The sequence below is a fragment of the Bradyrhizobium sp. 215_C5_N1_1 genome (assembly GCF_052075935.1).
GTDB classification, from domain to species: Bacteria; Pseudomonadota; Alphaproteobacteria; order Rhizobiales; family Xanthobacteraceae; genus Bradyrhizobium; species Bradyrhizobium barranii.
In genome coordinates, this window is record NZ_CP197228.1 from 1461170 (window position 1) to 1480452 (window position 19283).

General features: G+C 61.2%; 14 protein-coding genes and 1 pseudogene. 8 read left to right on the top strand and 7 right to left on the bottom strand.

All coding sequences use genetic code 11. The features are described from left to right. Positions 1-61: 61 nt before the first annotated feature. From pal to ftsH, 4 genes are all read left to right on the top strand, one after another. Positions 62-550 carry a peptidoglycan-associated lipoprotein Pal gene (gene pal, locus AB7G19_RS06820; protein ID WP_028152222.1) on the top strand — a complete coding sequence of 163 codons (489 nt, stop codon included), beginning with the start codon at positions 62-64 and terminating at the stop codon, positions 548-550. A 184-nt stretch (positions 551-734) separates the two neighbouring features. Then, on the top strand, positions 735-1766 hold the full coding sequence (ybgF, locus tag AB7G19_RS06825) for a tol-pal system protein YbgF (protein ID WP_085400846.1): 1032 nt from the start codon (positions 735-737) through the stop codon (positions 1764-1766). Between the two features lie 72 nt (positions 1767-1838). Continuing rightward, on the top strand, positions 1839-2921 hold the full coding sequence (gene tilS / locus AB7G19_RS06830; RefSeq protein WP_085400844.1) for a tRNA lysidine(34) synthetase TilS: 1083 nt from the start codon (positions 1839-1841) through the stop codon (positions 2919-2921). Between the two features lie 259 nt (positions 2922-3180). Beyond that, positions 3181-5103 (top strand): ATP-dependent zinc metalloprotease FtsH, encoded by a 1923-nt coding sequence (ftsH, locus tag AB7G19_RS06835; RefSeq protein WP_071909744.1) that lies wholly within the window; start codon positions 3181-3183, stop codon positions 5101-5103. Between the two features lie 487 nt (positions 5104-5590). Here ftsH and AB7G19_RS06840 read toward each other — a convergent pair whose 3' ends face one another. From AB7G19_RS06840 to AB7G19_RS06850, 3 genes are all read right to left on the bottom strand, one after another. Then, positions 5591-6460: an alpha/beta fold hydrolase gene (locus AB7G19_RS06840; RefSeq protein ID WP_085400843.1), complete on the bottom strand. Its 870-nt coding sequence runs from the start codon at positions 6458-6460 to the stop codon at positions 5591-5593. A gap of 143 nt (positions 6461-6603) precedes the next feature. Beyond that, on the bottom strand, positions 6604-7464 hold the full coding sequence (locus AB7G19_RS06845; protein ID WP_085400841.1) for a DMT family transporter: 861 nt from the start codon (positions 7462-7464) through the stop codon (positions 6604-6606). A gap of 85 nt (positions 7465-7549) precedes the next feature. Beyond that, positions 7550-8164 carry a TetR/AcrR family transcriptional regulator gene (locus tag AB7G19_RS06850; RefSeq protein WP_201266168.1) on the bottom strand — a complete coding sequence of 205 codons (615 nt, stop codon included), beginning with the start codon at positions 8162-8164 and terminating at the stop codon, positions 7550-7552. Positions 8165-8404: 240 nt separating this feature from the next. Between AB7G19_RS06850 and AB7G19_RS06855 the strand changes: the two genes are divergently transcribed. Beyond that, the gene (locus AB7G19_RS06855) at positions 8405-9316 is read left to right on the top strand and encodes an alpha/beta fold hydrolase (RefSeq protein ID WP_245344058.1); all 912 of its coding nucleotides are present in this window, start codon (positions 8405-8407) and stop codon (positions 9314-9316) included. A gap of 181 nt (positions 9317-9497) precedes the next feature. Here the strand turns inward: AB7G19_RS06855 and AB7G19_RS06860 are convergent. Both AB7G19_RS06860 and AB7G19_RS06865 read right to left on the bottom strand, forming a co-directional pair. Continuing rightward, positions 9498-11276 (bottom strand): annotated as a pseudogene (locus AB7G19_RS06860) (adenylate/guanylate cyclase domain-containing protein). A gap of 270 nt (positions 11277-11546) precedes the next feature. Beyond that, positions 11547-14033 carry an arylsulfatase gene (locus AB7G19_RS06865; protein ID WP_201266167.1) on the bottom strand — a complete coding sequence of 829 codons (2487 nt, stop codon included), beginning with the start codon at positions 14031-14033 and terminating at the stop codon, positions 11547-11549. 367 nt (positions 14034-14400) lie between these two features. Here AB7G19_RS06865 and AB7G19_RS06870 point away from each other — a divergent pair, with 367 nt between their 5' ends. Continuing rightward, entirely contained in the window at positions 14401-14850 is a 450-nt protein-coding gene (locus AB7G19_RS06870; RefSeq protein WP_063981102.1) for a MaoC/PaaZ C-terminal domain-containing protein, read from the top strand. Between the two features lie 193 nt (positions 14851-15043). On the opposite strand, the gene AB7G19_RS06875 is transcribed toward AB7G19_RS06870, so the two are convergent. Further along, positions 15044-15709, bottom strand: a complete 666-nt coding sequence (locus AB7G19_RS06875) for a CPBP family intramembrane glutamic endopeptidase (RefSeq protein ID WP_085400840.1) — start codon at positions 15707-15709, stop codon at positions 15044-15046. 413 nt (positions 15710-16122) lie between these two features. Between AB7G19_RS06875 and AB7G19_RS06880 the strand changes: the two genes are divergently transcribed. Further along, the gene (locus AB7G19_RS06880) at positions 16123-17511 is read left to right on the top strand and encodes a hypothetical protein (protein WP_063984876.1); all 1389 of its coding nucleotides are present in this window, start codon (positions 16123-16125) and stop codon (positions 17509-17511) included. A gap of 485 nt (positions 17512-17996) precedes the next feature. After that, complete coding sequence (locus tag AB7G19_RS06885; protein WP_085400838.1) at positions 17997-18644, top strand: HAD family hydrolase; 648 nt, start codon at positions 17997-17999, stop codon at positions 18642-18644. A 234-nt stretch (positions 18645-18878) separates the two neighbouring features. Here the strand turns inward: AB7G19_RS06885 and AB7G19_RS06890 are convergent, their stop codons facing one another. Next, positions 18879-19157: a hypothetical protein gene (locus AB7G19_RS06890; RefSeq protein WP_085400836.1), complete on the bottom strand. Its 279-nt coding sequence runs from the start codon at positions 19155-19157 to the stop codon at positions 18879-18881. Between the last annotated feature and the right edge of the window lie 126 nt (positions 19158-19283).

A 19283-nucleotide genomic window follows, 5' to 3' on the forward strand; every position in this document is an offset into this window, starting at 1 on the left:
GCTTAACCAACCCCCTGTAGACCGGACAGCAGTGGACGAACGTGAGCGTGGAGGCTCCGGAATGAAATACCCTATGCGTATCCTCCAGGGATTGAAGCTGGCTGCGGTGGTTGCGATCGCGCTGTCGATGGGCGCATGCGCGAACAAGAACGCAGCGACGGATGCGATGGCCAATGCTGCGACGCCTGGCAGCCAGCAGGATTTCGTCGTTAACGTGGGCGACCGCGTGTTCTTCGAGAGCGACCAGACCGATCTGACGCCGCAGGCGATCGTGACCCTGGAGAAGCAGGCGCAGTGGCTCCAGAACTATCGGCAGTACAGCTTCACCATCGAGGGGCATGCCGACGAGCGCGGTACCCGCGAATACAACATCGCACTCGGCGCCCGCCGCGCCCAGTCGGTGCGTTCGTTCCTCGCCTCGCGCGGCATCGATCCGAACCGCATGCGCACGATCTCCTACGGCAAGGAGCGGCCGGTCGCTGTCTGTAACGATATTTCCTGCTGGTCGCAGAACCGTCGCGCCGTCACCGTGCTGAACGCGAGCTCCTGACGATCAGTCAGGCGCCGTTCATCTTCAGGAACCGATTATGCCGGCGCCCTCTCGGGCGCCGGTTTTGTTTCAGCCATCTGTGACCGAAACCCCGTGGTGCCAGTCACATTTTTGGCGTACTGCCTTTCAATGTGTGGCGCGTCGCAGGTTCCGTCGCAGATTTCGTTTTCGTCGTCAGGGCAAGATGTCATCCAGATCCAAGGTCTTTACCGGCACCGTGGCGATCGCCGCGCTGTTCTCTTTGTGCTCGCCCGCACTGGCGCAGTCGGACGATGATCCCGAGATGCGGATCGAGCGGCTGGAGAACCAGCTGCGCCAGCTCACCGGCCAGAACGAGGAGCTGCAATACCGCAACCGCCAGCTCGAGGAGCGGCTGCGGGCGCTCGAGGGTGGCGCGCAGGCCGCGCCCGGACAGGCGCCGGTCCAGCCCTCGGTCGCAGCCGTACCGCCTGCGCAGTCCGCGCCGGCCTATCGCCAGCAGCAACAGGCTCAGCCGAATTACGAGCAGCCGCAGATCGCGGCTCCCGCGCCGATCGTTCAGGAGCAGCCAGCGCCCGGTGCGCCCGGCGTGCGCCGCCGCGGTGATTCCTTCGATCCGAACCAGAACCCGAATGCGCCCGGCGCGCCGCGCGCGCTTGGTGGCGGGCAGCAGCCGATGGCGGCAGGCGCCCCTGGCGGCGGGCGCGCTGCCGGCGAGCCGCTCGATCTCGCCAACACCAGCCCGCGCTACCAGCAAGGCGTGCCGCCGGCAGCCCAGCCCGGCTACCCGCCGGCACAATCGGGCTATCCGGCGCCATCGGGTGGCACCGGTCTGACGACCCTGCCGCCCTCGGCTACGCCGCGCGACGAGTTCGACCTCGGCATCGGCTACATGCAGCGCAAGGACTATGCGCTCGCCGAGCAGACCATGAAGAATTTTGCGCAGAAACATCCGAGCGATCCGCTGCTCGGCGACGCGCAATACTGGCTCGGCGAAAGCTATTTCCAGCGCCAGCAATATCGCGACTCCGCGGAAGCCTTCCTCGCCGTCACCACCAAATACGACAAGTCCGCCAAGGCGCCGGATGCCCTGCTGCGGCTCGGCCAGTCGCTGGCCGCGCTGAAGGAGAAAGAGGCCGCCTGCGCCGCCTTCGGTGAGGTCGGCCGCAAATATCCGCGCGCCTCCGCCGGCGTCAAATCCGCCGTCGATCGCGAGCAGAAGCGGGTGAAGTGCTGACGCGCGGCATTTGCGCCCTGACAATGCGGATGGCGCTGCGCTAAATAGTCTGGTGATGGCCTGGGCAGCGTCATGTCAGACGACGACAACTCACCGATCTCGGCGCGCGCGGCGAAGCAACTCTTCGCCGAGCTCAGAAGTGCGCCGGCGCTGGTGCTCGCGGTCTCCGGCGGACCTGACTCGGTCGCGCTGATGTGGCTCGCCGCGCGCTGGAAGCGCGGCCTGGCACGCGGTCCGCAATTGACCGTCGTCACCGTCGATCACGGCCTGCGCCCGGAGGCGGCGCGCGAGGCGCGCGAGGTCAAGCGGCTGGCGGCCGAACTCGGGCTGGCACACCGGACCCTGCGCTGGCGTGGCGCGAAGCCGAACACGGGACTGCCTGCCGCTGCACGCGAAGCCCGCTACCGCCTGCTTGCGCAGGCCGCGCGCAACGCCGGCGCGAGCCATGTGCTGACCGCCCACACCCGCGACGACCAGGCCGAGACCCTGTTGATGCGCCTTGTCCGCGGCAGCGGGCTCGCCGGGCTGTCGGCGATGGCGCGCCTCACGGAGCGCGACGGCGTGGTGCTGGTGCGCCCGCTGCTCGATGTCCCGAAGTCGCAGCTGATCGCGACCTTGAGGCGGGCGAAGATCGGCTTTGCCGATGATCCCACCAATCGCGACACCGCCTTCACCCGGCCGCGGCTGCGCGCGCTGCTGCAGCAGCTCGCGGCCGAGGGGGGCGACAGCAGGAGCCTGGCGCGGCTCGCAGGCAGGCTGGCGCGCGCCAATGCGGCGGTCGACGTGCTGGTCGATGGTGCGGAACGCTTCCTTCAGCTTCGGGCGCGCGGCGATGCGCCGCAGGCGGGCGGTCGCAGCTTCGAGGCCTCGGCATTCGCCAATCTGCCGGAGGAGGTCCGGCTGCGGCTCCTGCTGCGGGCCGTCAATGCCCTCGGTCATGAGGGGCCGGCGGAACTCGGCAAGGTCGAGACTCTCCTGGCCGCGCTCGATCAGGCCATAGCTGCAAGCCCCCGCGCAGCCGCAAATGGCCGGCCGGTCCTGAAGCAGACCCTTGCGGGAGCCTTGATCAGCCTTGCCGGGGGGCGTATCCACATCGCACCGGCGCCGGCCCGGCGGTCCAAGGGACGGACGAGGGCGGATCAGGGCGGATCATGACACCGGCCGTTTCCGCCGCGCGCCGTCAGGACACCTTAACCAGGCAGGAAAAACCCCGGGCAGATCGCCATTATTTCAGCGGGAATCGCTCTAAGATGGGATAAATAGTCCCATCTCGTTCCCTTGGCAGCGACCGGGGCGGCACCTAAATTGTATCCGTCTAACCAAGAGGATTCCTTGGGGATTTCCTCGCACTGACAAAGTAACTGCTACCGCCCAAGGATCAGGCCGCGATCCGCGCGACCATGAAGGAAGATCGATGAACGCCAATCTGCGCAATTTCGCCCTCTGGGTCATCATTGTCTTGCTGCTGTTGGCGTTGTTCACGCTCTTCCAGAATCCGGGTCAGCGCGCCTCCTCGCAGGACATCGCCTTCTCCCAGCTCTTGAGCGAAGTTGACCGCGGCAATGTGCGCGATGTCGTGATCCAGGGGCCGGATATCCACGGCACCTTCACCAATGGCTCAAGCTTCCAGACCTATGCGCCGAACGATCCGACGCTGGTGAAGCGCCTCTATGATAGCAAGGTCCAGATCACCGCGAAGCCGCCCGGCGACAACGTGCCGTGGTTCGTCTCGCTGCTGGTCTCCTGGCTGCCCTTCATCGCGCTGATCGGCGTGTGGATCTTCCTGTCGCGTCAGATGCAGGGCGGCGCCGGCAAGGCGATGGGCTTCGGCAAGTCGCGGGCCAAGATGCTGACGGAGGCCCATGGCCGCGTCACCTTCGAGGACGTCGCCGGCGTGGACGAAGCCAAGCAGGACCTGCAGGAGATCGTCGAATTCCTCCGCGACCCCGGCAAATTCCAGCGCCTCGGCGGCCGGATTCCGCGCGGCGTGCTGCTGGTCGGCCCTCCCGGCACCGGTAAGACCCTGATCGCGCGTGCGGTCGCGGGCGAAGCCAACGTGCCGTTCTTCACCATCTCGGGTTCCGATTTCGTCGAAATGTTCGTCGGCGTCGGTGCTTCCCGCGTCCGCGACATGTTCGAGCAGGCCAAGAAGAATGCGCCCTGCATCATCTTCATCGACGAAATCGACGCCGTCGGTCGTCACCGTGGCGCCGGTCTCGGCGGCGGCAATGACGAGCGCGAGCAGACGCTGAACCAGTTGCTGGTCGAGATGGACGGCTTCGAGGCCAACGAGGGCGTGATCCTGATCGCCGCGACCAACCGTCCCGACGTGCTCGATCCCGCGCTGCTGCGTCCGGGCCGCTTCGACCGTCAGGTCGTGGTGCCCAATCCGGACGTCGTCGGCCGCGAGCAGATCCTCAAGGTTCACGTCCGCAAGGTGCCGCTGGCGCCGGATATCAACCTCAAGACCATCGCGCGCGGCACCCCGGGCTTCTCCGGCGCCGACCTGATGAACCTCGTCAACGAAGCCGCCCTGACCGCCGCCCGCCGCAACAAGCGGATGGTGACGCAGGCCGAGTTCGAAGAGGCCAAGGACAAGGTGATGATGGGCGCCGAGCGCAAGTCGCTGGTCATGACCGAGGAAGAGAAGCTGCTGACGGCCTACCACGAGGGCGGCCACGCCATCGTCGGCCTCAACGTCGTCGCGACCGATCCGATCCACAAGGCGACCATCATTCCGCGCGGCCGTGCGCTGGGCATGGTGATGCAGCTGCCTGAGCGCGACAAGCTGTCGATGTCGCTGGAGCAGATGACCTCGCGCCTCGCCATCATGATGGGTGGCCGCGTCGCCGAAGAGCTGATCTTCGGCCGTGAGAAGGTGACCTCGGGTGCATCCTCCGACATCGAGCAGGCGACGCGTCTGGCCCGCATGATGGTCACGCGCTGGGGCCTCTCGGAGGCGCTCGGCACCGTGTCCTATGGCGAAAACCAGGACGAGGTGTTCCTGGGCATGTCGGTGTCGCGCACCCAGAACGCATCGGAGGCGACGGTCCAGAAGATCGACACCGAGATCCGGCGTTTCGTGGAAGAAGGCTACAACGAAGCGACCCGCATTCTCACCGAGAAGCGTGCCGACCTCGAAGCTCTCGCCAAGGGCCTGCTCGAGTTCGAGACGCTCTCCGGCGACGAGATCATCGACCTGCTCAAGGGCAAGAAGCCGAACCGCGAGTCCGTGCTCGAGCCGACCACGCCGCGCGCCTCCGCCGTGCCCCCGGCCGGCAAGTCGCGTCCGCGGCCCGATCCGGATCCCGGCCTGGAGCCGCAGCCGCAGGCGTAATCGAGAAGCGGCAGATCGAATCGAAAAACGCGGCGGAAACGCCGCGTTTTTTGTTGGCCGATGTTGATGCAGCTGCGCTTCAAACTCCGGTCTCGTGCCCTGAACGCAGCGCAGCGCCCCTTCGCCGGTGCGCTGCAGAACCGGGGCCCATGTCTCCGCATCTTGCCGTGTAGCCTTCTGGGTCCCGGCTCAGCGCAGCAGCGTTGCACGCAGCAGCGCGTCCGGGACACAAGAGAGGTGCGCGTCCCCGGCCCGCAAACTCCGTCATTGCGAGCGCAGCGAAGCAATCCAGAATGTTTCCATGGCAGCAGTCTGGATTGCTTCGTCGCTTCGCTCCTCGCAATGACGGCGTGGATGCAGTTGGGCTCGTAATGGCTCTGCACCGGTCTCGTAGGGTGGGCAAAGGCGCGTAGCGCCGTGCCCACCATCTCTCGGCAATTGCGATAGACGCGGTGGGCACGCTTCGCTTTGCCCACCCTACGATATCTCACTTCGCTGCCGCTCCGGGCCTCTCACCGCCACGCTCCAGAAAATGCAGCACGTCGTCGCTGAACTGCTCGGGATCCTGCAGGAACGAGAAATGACTGACCTCCGGCTGGATCAGCAGGCCGGCGCCCGGAATGTTCGCCGCCATGAACTCGGTGTTCTCGCGCTTGATCGCCTCGTCGTGGTCGCCGTCCACGATCCAGGTCGGGACCTTGATCGTCGCGAGATCCGACGCCGTCCATTTCGGCTGGCTCTCCCACATTTTGGTAATCTCGGCGACGAAGCTCTGGTACTCGGTCGGGGTCGGCGAGAGGCGCTTGTACTCCTCGCCGGCTCTCGCGATGTAGGCGTTGAAGACGTCGCTCGACGCGATGTCCGCAACGCCTGACGGATCCGAATTCGCGGCGAAGGCGAACAGCTTGCTCACGCGCTCCGGGTGCTTCATCGCAATGTCGAGGCCGATGATCGCGCCGTCGCTCCAGCCGACGATCGCAGCTTTCCTGATCCCCAAGTGATCGAGCAGGGCGACCACGTCCGAGGCCATCAGATCGTAGCCATAGGGCTCCTGATTGCGGCTGCTGCGCCCATGTCCGCGGCTGTCCATGACGATGACCTGATAGTGCCGTTGCAGCGCGCGGACCTGGCGGCCCCAATAGTTGGCGTTGGCGAGGCCGCCATGCAGCAACAGGACGGGCTCGCCGCGGCCGAAAATTGCGTACCAGACCTTGATGCCGTTGACGGGCGCGAAGCCGCTCTGTGTCGCCCTGGGCAGTGTCGGCGTCGGCGGCAGGTTCAGCCATTGCGGTGCCGCATGTGCCGCGCTGATCGCGACCGTGACGACAAGCGCGGCGAGAAGATTGCGAAACATCATGATACGCCCTCCTGTTCGACCGGATATTAGCGCACGGCAAGTTGTGGGCGTCACGTCGCAACACGGTCCACCACCGAGACGTGAAGCCTCGTGATCTCCGTTGCCGGGCAGACGACATCGATGCCACAACGCAACGTCCGGGCTCAAATGGGGCGCGCGCTCGGTCTGACTTGTGTCATCGCAACGCCTGCGATCGCAAGCAGCCCGCCGGCGATCAACTTCGGGGTCATGCGCTCGCCAAGGAACAGCACGCTCGACGTCAAGGCGAACACCGGAAGCAGCAGGCCGAAGGGCGCGACGCGGCCCATGGAGCAGCGGGCGATCAGCCAGAACCAGAGGCCGAACCCGACAATTCCGCCGATGAAAATCGTGTAGGCGAGCGCCAGCCAGCCGCGTCCATCCGCCGTGACGAGGCTCGCCAGTTGTCCGTATTCGAGCAGCAGCGACATCAACATGACCTGCGGCACTGTGAACAGCGACGACCACCCCATCAACATCAGGGGATCGAAAGGGCCGTAGCGTTTCGTCAGGACGTTGGACACCGCGAATGCGAAGGCCGCCCCGACCACCAGCAGCAGCGGAAGCCCGTTGGCCGACAGGCCAGGCTCCGCTGCCAGCACGACAACGCCGGCGAATGCGAGCAGCACTCCGGCGGACGTGGTGAGAGACGGCCGCTCGGCGAGCAGCGGCCAGGCCAGCAGGACGGTGAAGGGCGTCGCGAGCTGATACGCGACGGCCGACAGGCTTCCCGAGCCGAGCCCGAGTCCGACATAGAACAGGCCGAAGTTCAGGCCACCAAGGAAGATCGAAATCGCGACGACAGGGCCGAACTGCTCGCGCGTCGGCCGTTTGACGAACGGAACGAGCAGCAGTGCGATCGCCAGGAAGCGCAGCGCGAGGAAGAACAGCGGCGGAAACTCCGAAACGCCGACCTTGATGGCCACGAACTGATAGCCCCAGAGCAGGGGAACGGCCACCGCGCAGACGATCTGGATGGCAGTCATGGCATCTTCCTTTCAAGACCGATCAGTCCAGATATTGACGCACAAAGTGCGGAGGCGTCCGGGGTTTTTTGACCTGATTGGGTTGCTACCTGACGAACCGATCGAGCAGAGCGTCAGCGGTGGCTTGCGATGTGGCCCGCGCCGGCGCCGTCTTGCCGACCACGCGCAGGCCCTCGACGAAACAGACCAGAATCTTGGCGGCACTCGCGGGATCGACACCGTCGGCCAGCTTGCCCGCCACCTTCGCACGGGACAGCGCATCGGCCAGGCGGGCCTCCATGGCCCTGAAGAAGCCCGCGACGCGACGACCAATCTCGGCATCCTGGCCGGCCAGCTCCATGGCCGTGGCCACCAGCAGGCAGCCGCGCCGGCCGTTGGCGCCACTGGTGCGGTCGACATAGCCGGCAAGATAGGCCCGCAGGGCGTCGATCGGCTCCCTGCGGGGGGCGAGCTCGACATCCATCCGCGTCACGGCATCGGCAATGTAGCGATCGAGCGCGCGCAGGAAGAGCGAGTGCTTGTCGCCGAACGCGGCGTAAAGGCTGCCACGCGAGAGTTTCGTGGCCCGAAGCAGGTCCGGCAGCGCCGTGGCGTGATAGCCGCGCGACCAGAACACCCCCATCGCGCGTTCGACCGCGGCGTCCACGTCGAAGCTTCGGGGGCGGCCACGGGGCGACTGCACTGGGGCTTGGCGGCTCATGCACCGTTATATAGACCGATCGGTCTTTAAATCGCAAGTGCCCGCATCGGGGCGAAAGCCGGCGTCAGCTTTGAACGCGGAAATGGCTACCGAGGGCCAGTTGCAGACATCCGACAGCCGTGTGACCATGGCGGCCGTTGTTGCGGCCTACGATCGAGAAATTCCAAAAAGGAGATGGTTGGCTGAGACAAAGGCTCCGCGAGATCGACGAGTCATCGAGGCCCGACGGAGGGCATATATTTGAGAAATTCAAGCAACGCTGCGTGCCTTGGCGAAGGTGCAGTCCAGATCGGCGGTCGATCACTGGCTTACCTTCAGGTCGGCGACCCGAACGGTCCGCTCGTACTTCACAATCATGGCGGACCATCGAGCCGGCTCGAAGCCAAGGTTTTTGCGTCTCACGCGCTCAAACTTGGTTTGAGATTTGTGTGCGTGGACCGTCCAGGCCAAGGCAAATCAGATCCTCAACACGGTCGCACCTTCGCAGGCTGGGCCGCGGACCTGGAAGCGATTGCCAACGCTTTTGAGACCAATCGCTTTGCGGTCACAGGCTGGTCTGAGGGTGGTCCTTGGGCGCTCGCGGCAGCGGCGTATCTCGATCCCGCGAGGCTGATACACGTGACCAGCATCGCTCCCGGATCCTACGGCGCATTCGGTACGAATTGGGCGGCGAAGGATCTGTCCTCGACCGACGCCATGGGCGGGTTCCTTGCACTGCATTTCCGGCCGGGTTTCCAGCTGATGTATGACCTGATCGATCTCGCTGCGACGCGGTTTCCGGAGCAGTACAAGAAGGCATTGCTGAAGGCGAGCTGCCCCGCTGACCTCGCGGCGCTTGCTGATGACGATGTGTTGAGTGCCATCGTGGAGTCTGGACGCGAGTGTTTCCGGCAAGGCGTTGACGGTCTCGTGACCGATGCGCAGATGCTCTATCAACAGTGGTCATTCGACGTCACGGCGATCCATAGGCCGGTTCATCTGTGGCAAGGCAGCGCCGATACGTTTGTGCCTTACGCAGTCAACAAACCGCTGGGTGAGCGGATGCCTGGAGCGGTATGGCACGAAGTCGCTGATGGCGGGCACTTTATCGCGAGTTCACACGCCGCCGAAATATTGGCGATCGTTGCCAACGATGCGGCAGCAACGGCGTGATTTCGGTCTCCCATCGTCCCGATGGGAATGTCCGCTTTGGAATGCGAAGGACTCAGAGCGGGCAAAGTCAGTCCGCTCTACCCCACCAAGCGGACCTCAATGAAAGGTGTCGCCACTTCGCTGATGGGCCAAGAGCGGAAGTTGCGGCTCTCACTCTCTTGCCGCACCGTGGCCGTAGAGGTCATTCGGGCAGCCCGGCTCGCCGCAACCCTTCCTCGTATCGAGCGAGATCTTCGGCGCGCCGATAGGGGCCGAGCACGCTTTTGAGATTGGAGACACGCACCGAAGGATTCAATTGCCGCAGCCGGGCCACCGCCTTTTGTGCCTGCTTCAGTCGTCCGGCCATTGCCTTGCTTGCGGCGTCCATACGTAACGCAGGTTGAAAGTCCGGATTGTCCTGCAACGCCATTGCCGCCCACGATGCCGCGTCGCCATAGTGGCCCAGGAAGAAATGGGCATGCGAGGTCCCAGTTCGCACCCCGCTCATAAACGGATCAAGCGGGTTGAGGCGGATGGCACGGGCGAAGCGCTCGATTGCCGTTTCCGGCTCGCCTAGCCAGTTCTTCACCCAGCCACCCCAAAACCATGCCTCGGCCCAATTGGAATTGAACACGAGCGCGCGATCAATCAAGGCGGCGCCTCCCCCGAGATCGAGTAAAACAAACGCTGATACATATCCGCTCGCCGCGAGGGCGATCACGTCGTCTTTTCCTAGCTCAACCGCTCTCTGAACGAGCTTTTCTACTTTGGCAATCTCGCTCGGTGTGACTGAAATCCAGCCATTGGTCTTGGCAAAGGTGTAGCAAAGGGCGGCACGACCGTAAGCCGACGCAAAACCTGGGTCGAGCTTGATCGCCTTGTTGAATAGGCGTAACGCCTCTTCGTTCGCTTGCCGGTTAGCAAACTGATAAGAGCTGGCCAAACCGCGTAAGTAGTGATCATAGGCATCAAGACTCTCGGTAGGCTTGCGTTTGGCGCGCTCGATCTCGGCTTTTTCAACCGCCGGTGCGATCGCTCCGACTATGCTCTCGGTGACCTGGTCCTACAGGTCGAAGATGTCGGTGAGTCCACCGTCAAACCGGTCTGCCCAGAGATGTCCTCCCGTAGGGGTATCGACGAGCTGTCCCGTGATGCGCACCCGGTTTGCCGCCTTGCGAACGCTTCCTTCCAGCACATAGCGCACGCCAAGCTCGCGCCCCACTTGCTTGATGTCGACAGCGCGTCCCTTGTACGTGAAGCTCGAATTGCGGGCGATGACGAACAGCGCCTTGAAACGGGACAGCGCGGTGATGATGTCCTCCGCTATTCCGTCCGCGAAGTATTCCTGTTCGGGATCGCCCGACATGTTCTGGAACGGCAGCACGGCGATTGACGGCTTGTCGGGCAGCGCCAGAGCCTGGGTGGTCTCGACAGGCGACCTTTTCGAGATTGCCGCAGAACCGTCCGCGTTTATTCTCAATCGCCACGCGCGCATCGGCTCAACAATGTTCTTCAGGTTCTGCGGACCCATGTCCTCGAAGGCGATATCGATCTTGCCGCGGATTTGACGTTGCGTGTCCTCGGAGATGCAGATGCCGCCGGGTTGCGCGATGCCTTCAAGGCGGGCGGCGATATTGACGCCGTCCCCGAAGATATCATTTTCGTCGCTTATGATGTCGCCGACGTGGATGCCGACGCGAAATTCGATCCGCTTGGCCTGCGGCACCGCGGCATTTCGCTCAACCATGCCGCGCTGCACCTCGATGGCGCATCGCGCTGCATCGACGGCGCTGGCGAACTCGACCAGCATGCCGTCGCCGGTCGTCTTGACGATCCGTCCGCGATGCGCGGCGATGGAGGGATCGAAAAGAGACTTTCTGGCGGCCTTGAGGCGAGCCAGCACGTCTTCTTCGTCCATACCCATCATGCGGCTGTATCCGGCAACATCCGCCGCCAGAATTGCCGCAAGCCTCCGTTCCACGCAATTGTCGGCCAAAACGGCCCCCGCGAGATCGGTAGATTCCGTCCCACGTATCAAAGCACAGGGTGTTCCTTTTGGGCTAGGGTCAATGTCAGGTCAGGGTCAAAATGCGAAGAACTCAGAGCGGGCAAAGTCAGTCCGCTCCACCCCACCAAGCGGACCTCAATGAAAGGTGTCGCCACTTCGCTGATGGGCCAGGAGCGGACTGGTGTTGGCGCGGGACACAAAGAGAGCCCTCCTCGCGTAACGGGGAAAGGCCAAGTCTTGCGCTCAAGCCTTGTGTTTGATCTTCACGGTGTTGATGGTGCCGGTGAAGGCGTTTTCCCAAGGATCGTAGTCATCGCACACTGGGGAGTAGGCATCCATGCCGATGTCGGCGGTCTCACCGGCCAGCGACCACACCGCACCCTGCGTCTTATTGATGCGGCCTTCGCCGACTTTCCTGCCGTTGATCGACAGCACGCCGGTGCCGCCCTTGTGCAGGCCGCCGCCGTCATAGGTGAAATCATAGACCAGCGTGACCTTGCCTTCCGGTAGAGCCTCCTTGCCTTCGATGAAGTATTTCTCCCGCGCCAGCCAGTTGTAGGCGAGCTTGGGTCTTCCATCCTTGACGTAAAGACTCCAGCCGCCGAACAGGCCACCCTGCGAGACCACGACGCCGTTGGCGCCGCCTTTGGGAATGACCAGGTCGGCGGTGACAACATAGGAACGGCTGAGCGTGTCGATGAAGACATTTTCAGCCATGCCGGTCATCCCGGCGTAGTAGGTCACCTCGGTACGGCCAGCCATGATGTCGGGCCGTCCGGCATTGGTCGCATTCAACCGTGCGAAGGAGCGGTCATCCATCGGATAAACGCCGAACTTGATCGCCTCCTGATGGAATAGATCCTGCAGTTCTTTCAGCTTCGCGGGATTTTGCGCGGCGAGGTCGGTGGCCTGTCCGAAGTCCACGGCCACATTGTAAAGCTCCCATTTGTCCTTGGCGTAGTCATCGACGCGGGGGCTGCTCTCCCATGGCGCGCGGTGCATCACGCAGGCCATCCAGCCGTCCTTGTAGATGCTGCGATTGCCGCTGCACTCATTGTACTGGACGGTGTGGCGATCCTTTGCCGCCGCATCGTCGAACGAGTAGATCATGCTGGTGCCGGCCATCGGAATTTGCTCGACGCCGTTGACTATCTTTGGCTCGGGGATGCCGACGGCTTCAAGGATGGTGGGGCCAACGTCGATCAGGTGGGTATATTGCCTGCGGATTTCCCCTTTCGATTTGATGCCGCCGGGCCAGCGAATGACCATGCCCTGATTCTGGCCGCCGCCCTGACAGGCATTGATGCACCAGGTTGCCGGCGTGGAGCCGGCCATTGCCCAGGCCACCGAATAGTTGGGGTAAGAGTTCGGTCCGCCATACTCGTCCATTCGGGTCTTGAGATACGGGATGTCTTCGGGGGCGTCGTTGAGGTTGGACCATTCATTGTAGGTTCCGTTTAGACCACCGATCGCGGTGCCGCCATTGTCGCCGGCGATATAGATCACGATGGTGTTGTCGAGTTCGCCGAGATCCCCGATGGCATCGATCAAACGCCCGATCTCGCGGTCGGTATGCTCGGCATAGCCTGCATAGACTTCCATTTGTCGCGAAAGCACCTTCTTCGCGTCGTCCGAAAGGGCGTCCCATTTTGGAATTTCAGGAGGGTTTTCAGCAATCTTGGTGCCCGGAGGCATCAGGCCCATCTTTATCTGACGCGCAAGAATTTCCCCGCGTAGCTTGTCCCACCCCTGATCAAATTTCCCCTTGTAGACATCGAGCCATTCTTTCGGCGGCGTGTGAGGCGGATGCGCGCCGCCCGTGGCGTAATACATAAAGAACGGACGATCCGGGGTCAGCGAGCGCGTACCACGTATCCAGCCTATCGCCTTGTCCGTGATATCGACGTTGAAATGATAGTTTGGGTCGCGCGGCACGCCGAGTTCGGTAGTGCCATCCACGAGGTAGGGCCGGAACAAGTTCTTCTCGCCGCCAATGAAGCCATAGAATTTTTCAAAGCCCTGTCGCGCTGGCCAGCGGTCGAACGGGCCGCTCATGCTGGTTTCCCACGGCGGCGTCTCGTGGCTTTTGCCGAACATCGACGTGCAATAGCCCCACTGTCGAAGAATTTCAGCGATGGGCGCAACGCTCTTTGGCCGCATGCCGGTGTCGCCGGGATATGAGGTCGCACCGTCAACTACAGCGGCTTGGCTATTTTGATGTTGATTGCGTCCGGTCAATAGCGCGGTGCGGCTCGGCGAACACAGACTGTTGACGTGAAAGTTCGTGTAGGTCAGCCCCTCTTTGGCGAGACGATCCATGGTCGGGAAGTTGATCGGTCCGCCGAAGGTCGATGGGTCCGCATAGGAAGTCTGGTCTTGAAGAATGACCAGGATGTTGGGGGCGCCCTTCGGCGGCCGGATCGACACTGGCTTCGGCTGCGGCACCTTGCGCCAATCCGGCTCGGTGATGACAGGACGCGGCGGCTGCGGAAACGGCAGGATCTCGCCAAGCTTCGGCCCCGTCGATGCGGGTGCCGCTGCAGGTGCCGGTGCAGCCTGTTGCACTTGAGCGGTCGCTGGCGCCGTCGCCGCCAAAGCCGTCATCGCAGCGAGCGACGAACCACCCAGCAAAAGGTCGCGTCGTTGCATGCCGTCATTGCCGCGCCTCTTTTTTTCGAATGCGTTTGAGGAGGATTCGTTCGGGGGACCGTCTTCTGGATGATCGCTCATAAGCGTCCTCTCTTGTTCGACGATTGAACCAAACTTCCTGGATGTACCTCACGTTGATCTAGATCAATGGAAGACCGCTACGGGTCAGAATGCGAAGAACGCAGAGCGAGCAAAGTCAGTCCGCTCTACGCCACCAAGCGGACCTCAATGAAAGGTGTCGCCATTTCGCTGATGGGCCACAAGCTGATTTTCGGATGATGACCTTTAGTGTTTGCTCATCCGGGAAAGTCTGCCTTGGAAATTGGTGCGAATGGCCTGAACGACGTGCGGGTTAGCCGGACAAGAACAGAAATTGATGCTTGAAAAGGGTTATAATCCCGCCGCGTTGAGCCGTGCCTGATTTACTTCATCCGCAGAGGACGAAGCCATGACCCAGCTGTATTTTGAAGATGCCGAAATTGGTATGACTAGCAAGGCTGGTCCTTATCTGGTCTCGAAGGAAGAGATCGTCCAGTTCGCCAAGCAATATGATCCAGCGCCCCGTCACCTCGATGAGGAGGCAGCAGCACGTTCAATTTTTGGAGGACTAACCGCATCGAGCGCCCATACGTTTTCGATCTTCATCTCGCTCACGCCGAAGCTCCAGCCTCGGCTCCATGTCCTCGCCGGAATGGGTTGGGATGAGTTAAGGCTGCCGAACCCGGTACGCCCAGGAGATGAACTCGATCTTGAAATGATTGTTCTGGAGAAGCGGGAGTCTAAGTCGAAACCTGATCGAGGCATCGTGCGCAACCAAATCCGAGTGCGCAATCAACAAAACGAAATCGTCTTGCAGTGTATAGCCAATATTCTCGTTGCGAGACGAGCGGGTCCATAGCAACGAGCCACCGTCCGTCTTGGCGGCGCTTGCCAACGCAAAATGTTCACGTCCGCTATGGGTCAAAATGCGAAGAACGCAGAGTGAGCAAAGTCAGTCCGCTCTACCCCACCAAGCGGACCCCAATGAGAGGTGTCGCCACTTCGCTGATGGGCCAGGAGCAGTCGTAAGACTTCCGAACCTGCAAGGCGCGTTAGGCGAAATTGATCAAATCTAGCAGGTAATGCGCGAGTGCCACCGGCCATAGCACACCCGACCGCCGCAGCATTAACATGAGGAAAAGGCCAACAGTAGCCGCAGAAAGGACATTACCAAGGCCGGCCCACCAATGAATTGCGCCGAACAAAACTGACGTAGTGAGAACGGCAAGGATGCCGTCACCCAGATAAGGCCGGAATGCTAGCCGGATGTATCGGCGAAATATGACTTCCTCGCTGATAGCTACCAAGGCTAAGCCAAAAAAAAGATCGAACGCTTTTAGCCATCCGGTCGGGTGCGGATATGCGCCGAGAACGGTTGTAGGGAATGCCGCATTGAGGAGAGATTGCGGCAACTGGACAAAGCGATCTAGCAAGCAAATTCCGACGATCCAAAGGACAATCTCAAAAAGTGAAATTTGACGTTCACCTGTTGGAAATGCAGCGATTCGAGCAGAAGGCACTGCCGCCAAAATGGTGAGAGCAGTGATCCGACCCGCATAGTCCCAGAGAAGCCAACTTAGCGCTTGATGTTGATGCAGCCGCATGACTTGTGACGCAACTAGCGCCATAAGGGCTAGAACGAACCACCATATTAACGGTTGCGTAATGGAGCGATTATTCGCGCGCTCTTTAGAATTGCCGGAGGAGCGTTCTTCCATGCTCGCCTGTAGATTACCTGCGGCTTGAACCTAAGACAGTTGGAACGAAGCGTCCATGCCGGTATCGTTGGTTGTCCGCCTCTGATGACCGCTTAGGGTCAAAATGCGAAGAACGCAGAGTGAGTAAAGTCAGTCCGCTCTACGCCACCAAGCGGACCTCAATGAAAGGTGTCGCCACTTCGCTGATGGGCCATTCGCGACATTCTAGCGGTGCGCCGACGAATTCCGGTCTACCCCGATAGGCAGACATAACGCATTCGTGAACCTCGCCACAGGGCGACCGCTGTCCTTGCGAATGAACACAAGGGACGGCAGGGGCGACCAACCCTACAGCGGGAAGACTTGCCACAGCGCCTGCCTCGGCTGCATGTCAGGACGTTCGAGGCAGCATTCCCGTTCCGGGGAGGCGCGATATGCTGCAGTTGAAAGACAAGGTCGGACGGTTCGCGACGACAGGGCGCAGCTGCCAAAACTGGAAAAAGGATCAGGAGCTGGTCATTTCGCTGCTCAACAAGATCGCCATTTCCGACGGCGGCGCCGAGAACACGCTTAAACCACAGATGGTCGTGACCGGTTACGCCAGCGACGGCCTTTACAACTCGATTCTGTACTTCCAAAAGAAGAACTTTCCCGGCACGCCTGACGGCTATGTTCGGCCTGCCGGCCCGACATTCAGTCGGCTCGTTGAACTGTCGACGAAGGCGGCTGCCAAGCCCGCCCTGCCAAAGGGCCAATGGGACGCAATCGCGACTCCTTCCGTCGATGCTGCACTTCGCAAAGGCCTCATCGACGATTCAAAGCTGGACTACGCAGAGATCGTTGACATCATCCGGGCTACCGTCGCAGACGGCATGGTCACCGCATTCGAGCTGGACGACCTGACCACCATTGCGAACACCTCCAGAACGCTCTCCCCCACCTCGAAAAAGCTCATCACGCTCTTCGTCGGAGAAGAATACAAGGAGAAGCGCGGGATCGGACCGTACGACCTCAATTCCGACCAGAAAAAACTAGCCGCGGAAATGGTCTGCGATTTCCTGAAAAACACGAGGACGACGTTCTTTCCGAAGCTCGACCCACACCGCGTCGGCATAGGTATTCTCAGGCGCATTGCGAAGCCGAGCCTCATCAATCAAGATCAGGGAAGTCTGTGCGGGCCATCCGCCCTGATGTTCGGCTACGCGTCCGACAAGCCAGGGTCTTACGCGCGGTTCGCGATCGATCTCTATCAGAAGGGGCAGGCGAACCTTGGCCGCCTGCTGATCAAGCCGGGAAAGGATGTGAGGAACTTCACGCCACCCTGGTCGCTGGACCACGTCGATTGGCTGACATGCGCCTCCATACGCGATTCGGAGAACTGGTTCCTCGATTTCGACGACACAGGCAAGATCAGCGATCTTGCGGGTGTCACCCTGCCGAGCGAAATGGAGCAATGGTTTCGCAAGGCAGGATACCGGGACGTGCGGGAGAATACCAACATTTCGCGATACAACAAAGACATCGACGATGTAAACGAAGCCAACCGGCTGCTCGACAGCGGATATCGCGTATGTCTTTTCATAAGCGCCAATATGATCGACTATGACGACCAGTCCGATAAAGGCTCCGCGTTTACAATGCACTGGGTCGTGCTGCGCGAGAAGATACAAGTGATGAACGGGTACGTGAAGGCGAAGGTCTTCTCATATGGCGATGGAGACTACGTGATACCGCATCCGCAGGAAAAAACCGGTGCCGTCAAGCCCCTCGCCGTTCGGGACTTTCTTATGAATTTTTATGGGTACGTTGCTGCCAAGGGGTGACCGGGGCCAGAAGCGCCGAAGGCATCATCATGCTGGTCACGCACGAGATGGCCTTCTTCCGATGTCTCGACCTGCGTCGGCTTCATGAATGCCGGCATCATGGCCGAGGATCGGCACGCCCGAGGAAACCATCCGCCAGCCGCGCAGCGAAACGGCTGAAGGTTCTTGAGCCGGTTTCACGAGGCGCACCGAGGCTTGTACTCGCAGAACGCCCGGCAGTCAGGGCGCGTATGAGGTCCGCTGTGCCCCTGATAGCGGCGCAATAGCGGATCTCAGCAGAGGTCGGCTTTGGGTCAATCGCGTCGGTTTGGTTCTCCCGAGACGACTTCCGGTCAGCCCCAGTGAGCGGACATCTTTAGTACCCCTCGCCAGGTCTCATACGGGCCAGAAGCAGACAAAGTGCTCCCTCTGTATCGTCGGAACGGGTAAGCTTCTAACCTAACTACGTCCGTTCCTAACGTGATCGTGCTTCTAATGACCCCACCGTGATTGAACTCATCATTTTCGACGCGGATGGCGTCTTGGTCGATAGTGAAACAATCGCGCTGGCCGTCTTAGCCCGCGCAGCATCGCAGGAAGGAGCTGGGATTGGCGTGGAGGAAGCAATCAAGCTTTTCCGCGGGCGAAAAATGGCCGACTGCGTGCATGAAATTGAGCGCAGGTTAGGTCGCAGCGTTTCGGACACCTTCGTTGCGGACCTTAGACGAGCTACGGCGTCAGCATTTGATGCCGAACTGAAGCCCGTCGAAGGAATTCATGCGGCGTTAGCTGAAATAGCTATTCCTACCTGTGTGGCGTCTAACGGGCCCATGTCAAAGCTGACACACACGCTCGGATTGACGAAGCTCCTAGATCATTTCGAGGGACGTATATTCAGCGCGTACGAAGTGGGTTCATGGAAGCCAGAGCCGGGCTTATTCCTTCATGCGGCGCAAACCTTGAACGTTCATCCGTCACGCTGCATCGTCATCGAAGACGGTTTGTCGGGGGCTTACGCAGCAAAGGCTGCGGGAATGCAAGTTCTGGGCTTTACCGGCGGCGATCCGAGCGCTGAAATCGAATTGCGCGGGGTCTGCGGGAAAACCTTTCATCGGATGAGTGAACTTCCGAGTTTGCTGCAACAAACGAATTGAACCATCAGGCGATCCCAAACTGTGCGGTTTTTCCGCCTTGGGTCAAAATGCGAAGAACGCAGAGTGAGTAAAGTCAGTCCGCTCTACGCCACCAAGCGGACCTCAATGAAAGGTGTCGCCATTTCGCTGATGGGCCACAAGCTGACATCGCTGATGCTTTACTCAATCACTTCATCTGCGATGCCCAGCGTGGGCGGTATCGTTACCCCCGGCGCCTTCGCGGTCTTGCGGAAATCAGCGCGCGAATTTGTAGTAAGCGAACGCCGCCGAAGTGACCGTAAGCAATGCCGAGGCGATCCAGATCGGCCCCAGCACAAAGATGGCTATCGCGCCCTGCCCACAGGCACCGCATGCAACCCAAAACAATATTGGAAACAAACATAGCAGGATGACTACGGCAAATCCTGTACTGAGCCAAACTCCTCTCGACCCCCATCGCGCACCCAAAAACCACGGCACGGCGGGAAAGCCGAAGGACAGAATAACCAAGAGGGTCATCAGATTGTCGAACATGAATGGCTCTTGGTCGTTGACACGAGGCAGATGGTTGAAACTCACACGAGAACCGCGCGAGCCTTTGTCATCGCTGCTATCTTGACTCCGGGCGCATCAGTCGAATAACAGCAATTGACATTGCCG

Coding starts and splice junctions, on each gene's coding strand:
- pal (WP_028152222.1), top strand. CDS start 62: ATGAAATACCCTATGCGTATCCTCCAGGGATTGAAGCTGGCTGCGGTG.
- ybgF (WP_085400846.1), top strand. CDS start 735: ATGTCATCCAGATCCAAGGTCTTTACCGGCACCGTGGCGATCGCCGCG.
- tilS (WP_085400844.1), top strand. CDS start 1,839: ATGTCAGACGACGACAACTCACCGATCTCGGCGCGCGCGGCGAAGCAA.
- ftsH (WP_071909744.1), top strand. CDS start 3,181: ATGAACGCCAATCTGCGCAATTTCGCCCTCTGGGTCATCATTGTCTTG.
- AB7G19_RS06840 (WP_085400843.1), bottom strand. CDS start 6,460: ATGATGTTTCGCAATCTTCTCGCCGCGCTTGTCGTCACGGTCGCGATC.
- AB7G19_RS06845 (WP_085400841.1), bottom strand. CDS start 7,464: ATGACTGCCATCCAGATCGTCTGCGCGGTGGCCGTTCCCCTGCTCTGG.
- AB7G19_RS06850 (WP_201266168.1), bottom strand. CDS start 8,164: ATGAGCCGCCAAGCCCCAGTGCAGTCGCCCCGTGGCCGCCCCCGAAGC.
- AB7G19_RS06865 (WP_201266167.1), bottom strand. CDS start 14,033: ATGAGCGATCATCCAGAAGACGGTCCCCCGAACGAATCCTCCTCAAAC.
- AB7G19_RS06870 (WP_063981102.1), top strand. CDS start 14,401: ATGACCCAGCTGTATTTTGAAGATGCCGAAATTGGTATGACTAGCAAG.
- AB7G19_RS06875 (WP_085400840.1), bottom strand. CDS start 15,709: ATGGAAGAACGCTCCTCCGGCAATTCTAAAGAGCGCGCGAATAATCGC.
- AB7G19_RS06880 (WP_063984876.1), top strand. CDS start 16,123: ATGCTGCAGTTGAAAGACAAGGTCGGACGGTTCGCGACGACAGGGCGC.
- AB7G19_RS06890 (WP_085400836.1), bottom strand. CDS start 19,157: ATGTTCGACAATCTGATGACCCTCTTGGTTATTCTGTCCTTCGGCTTT.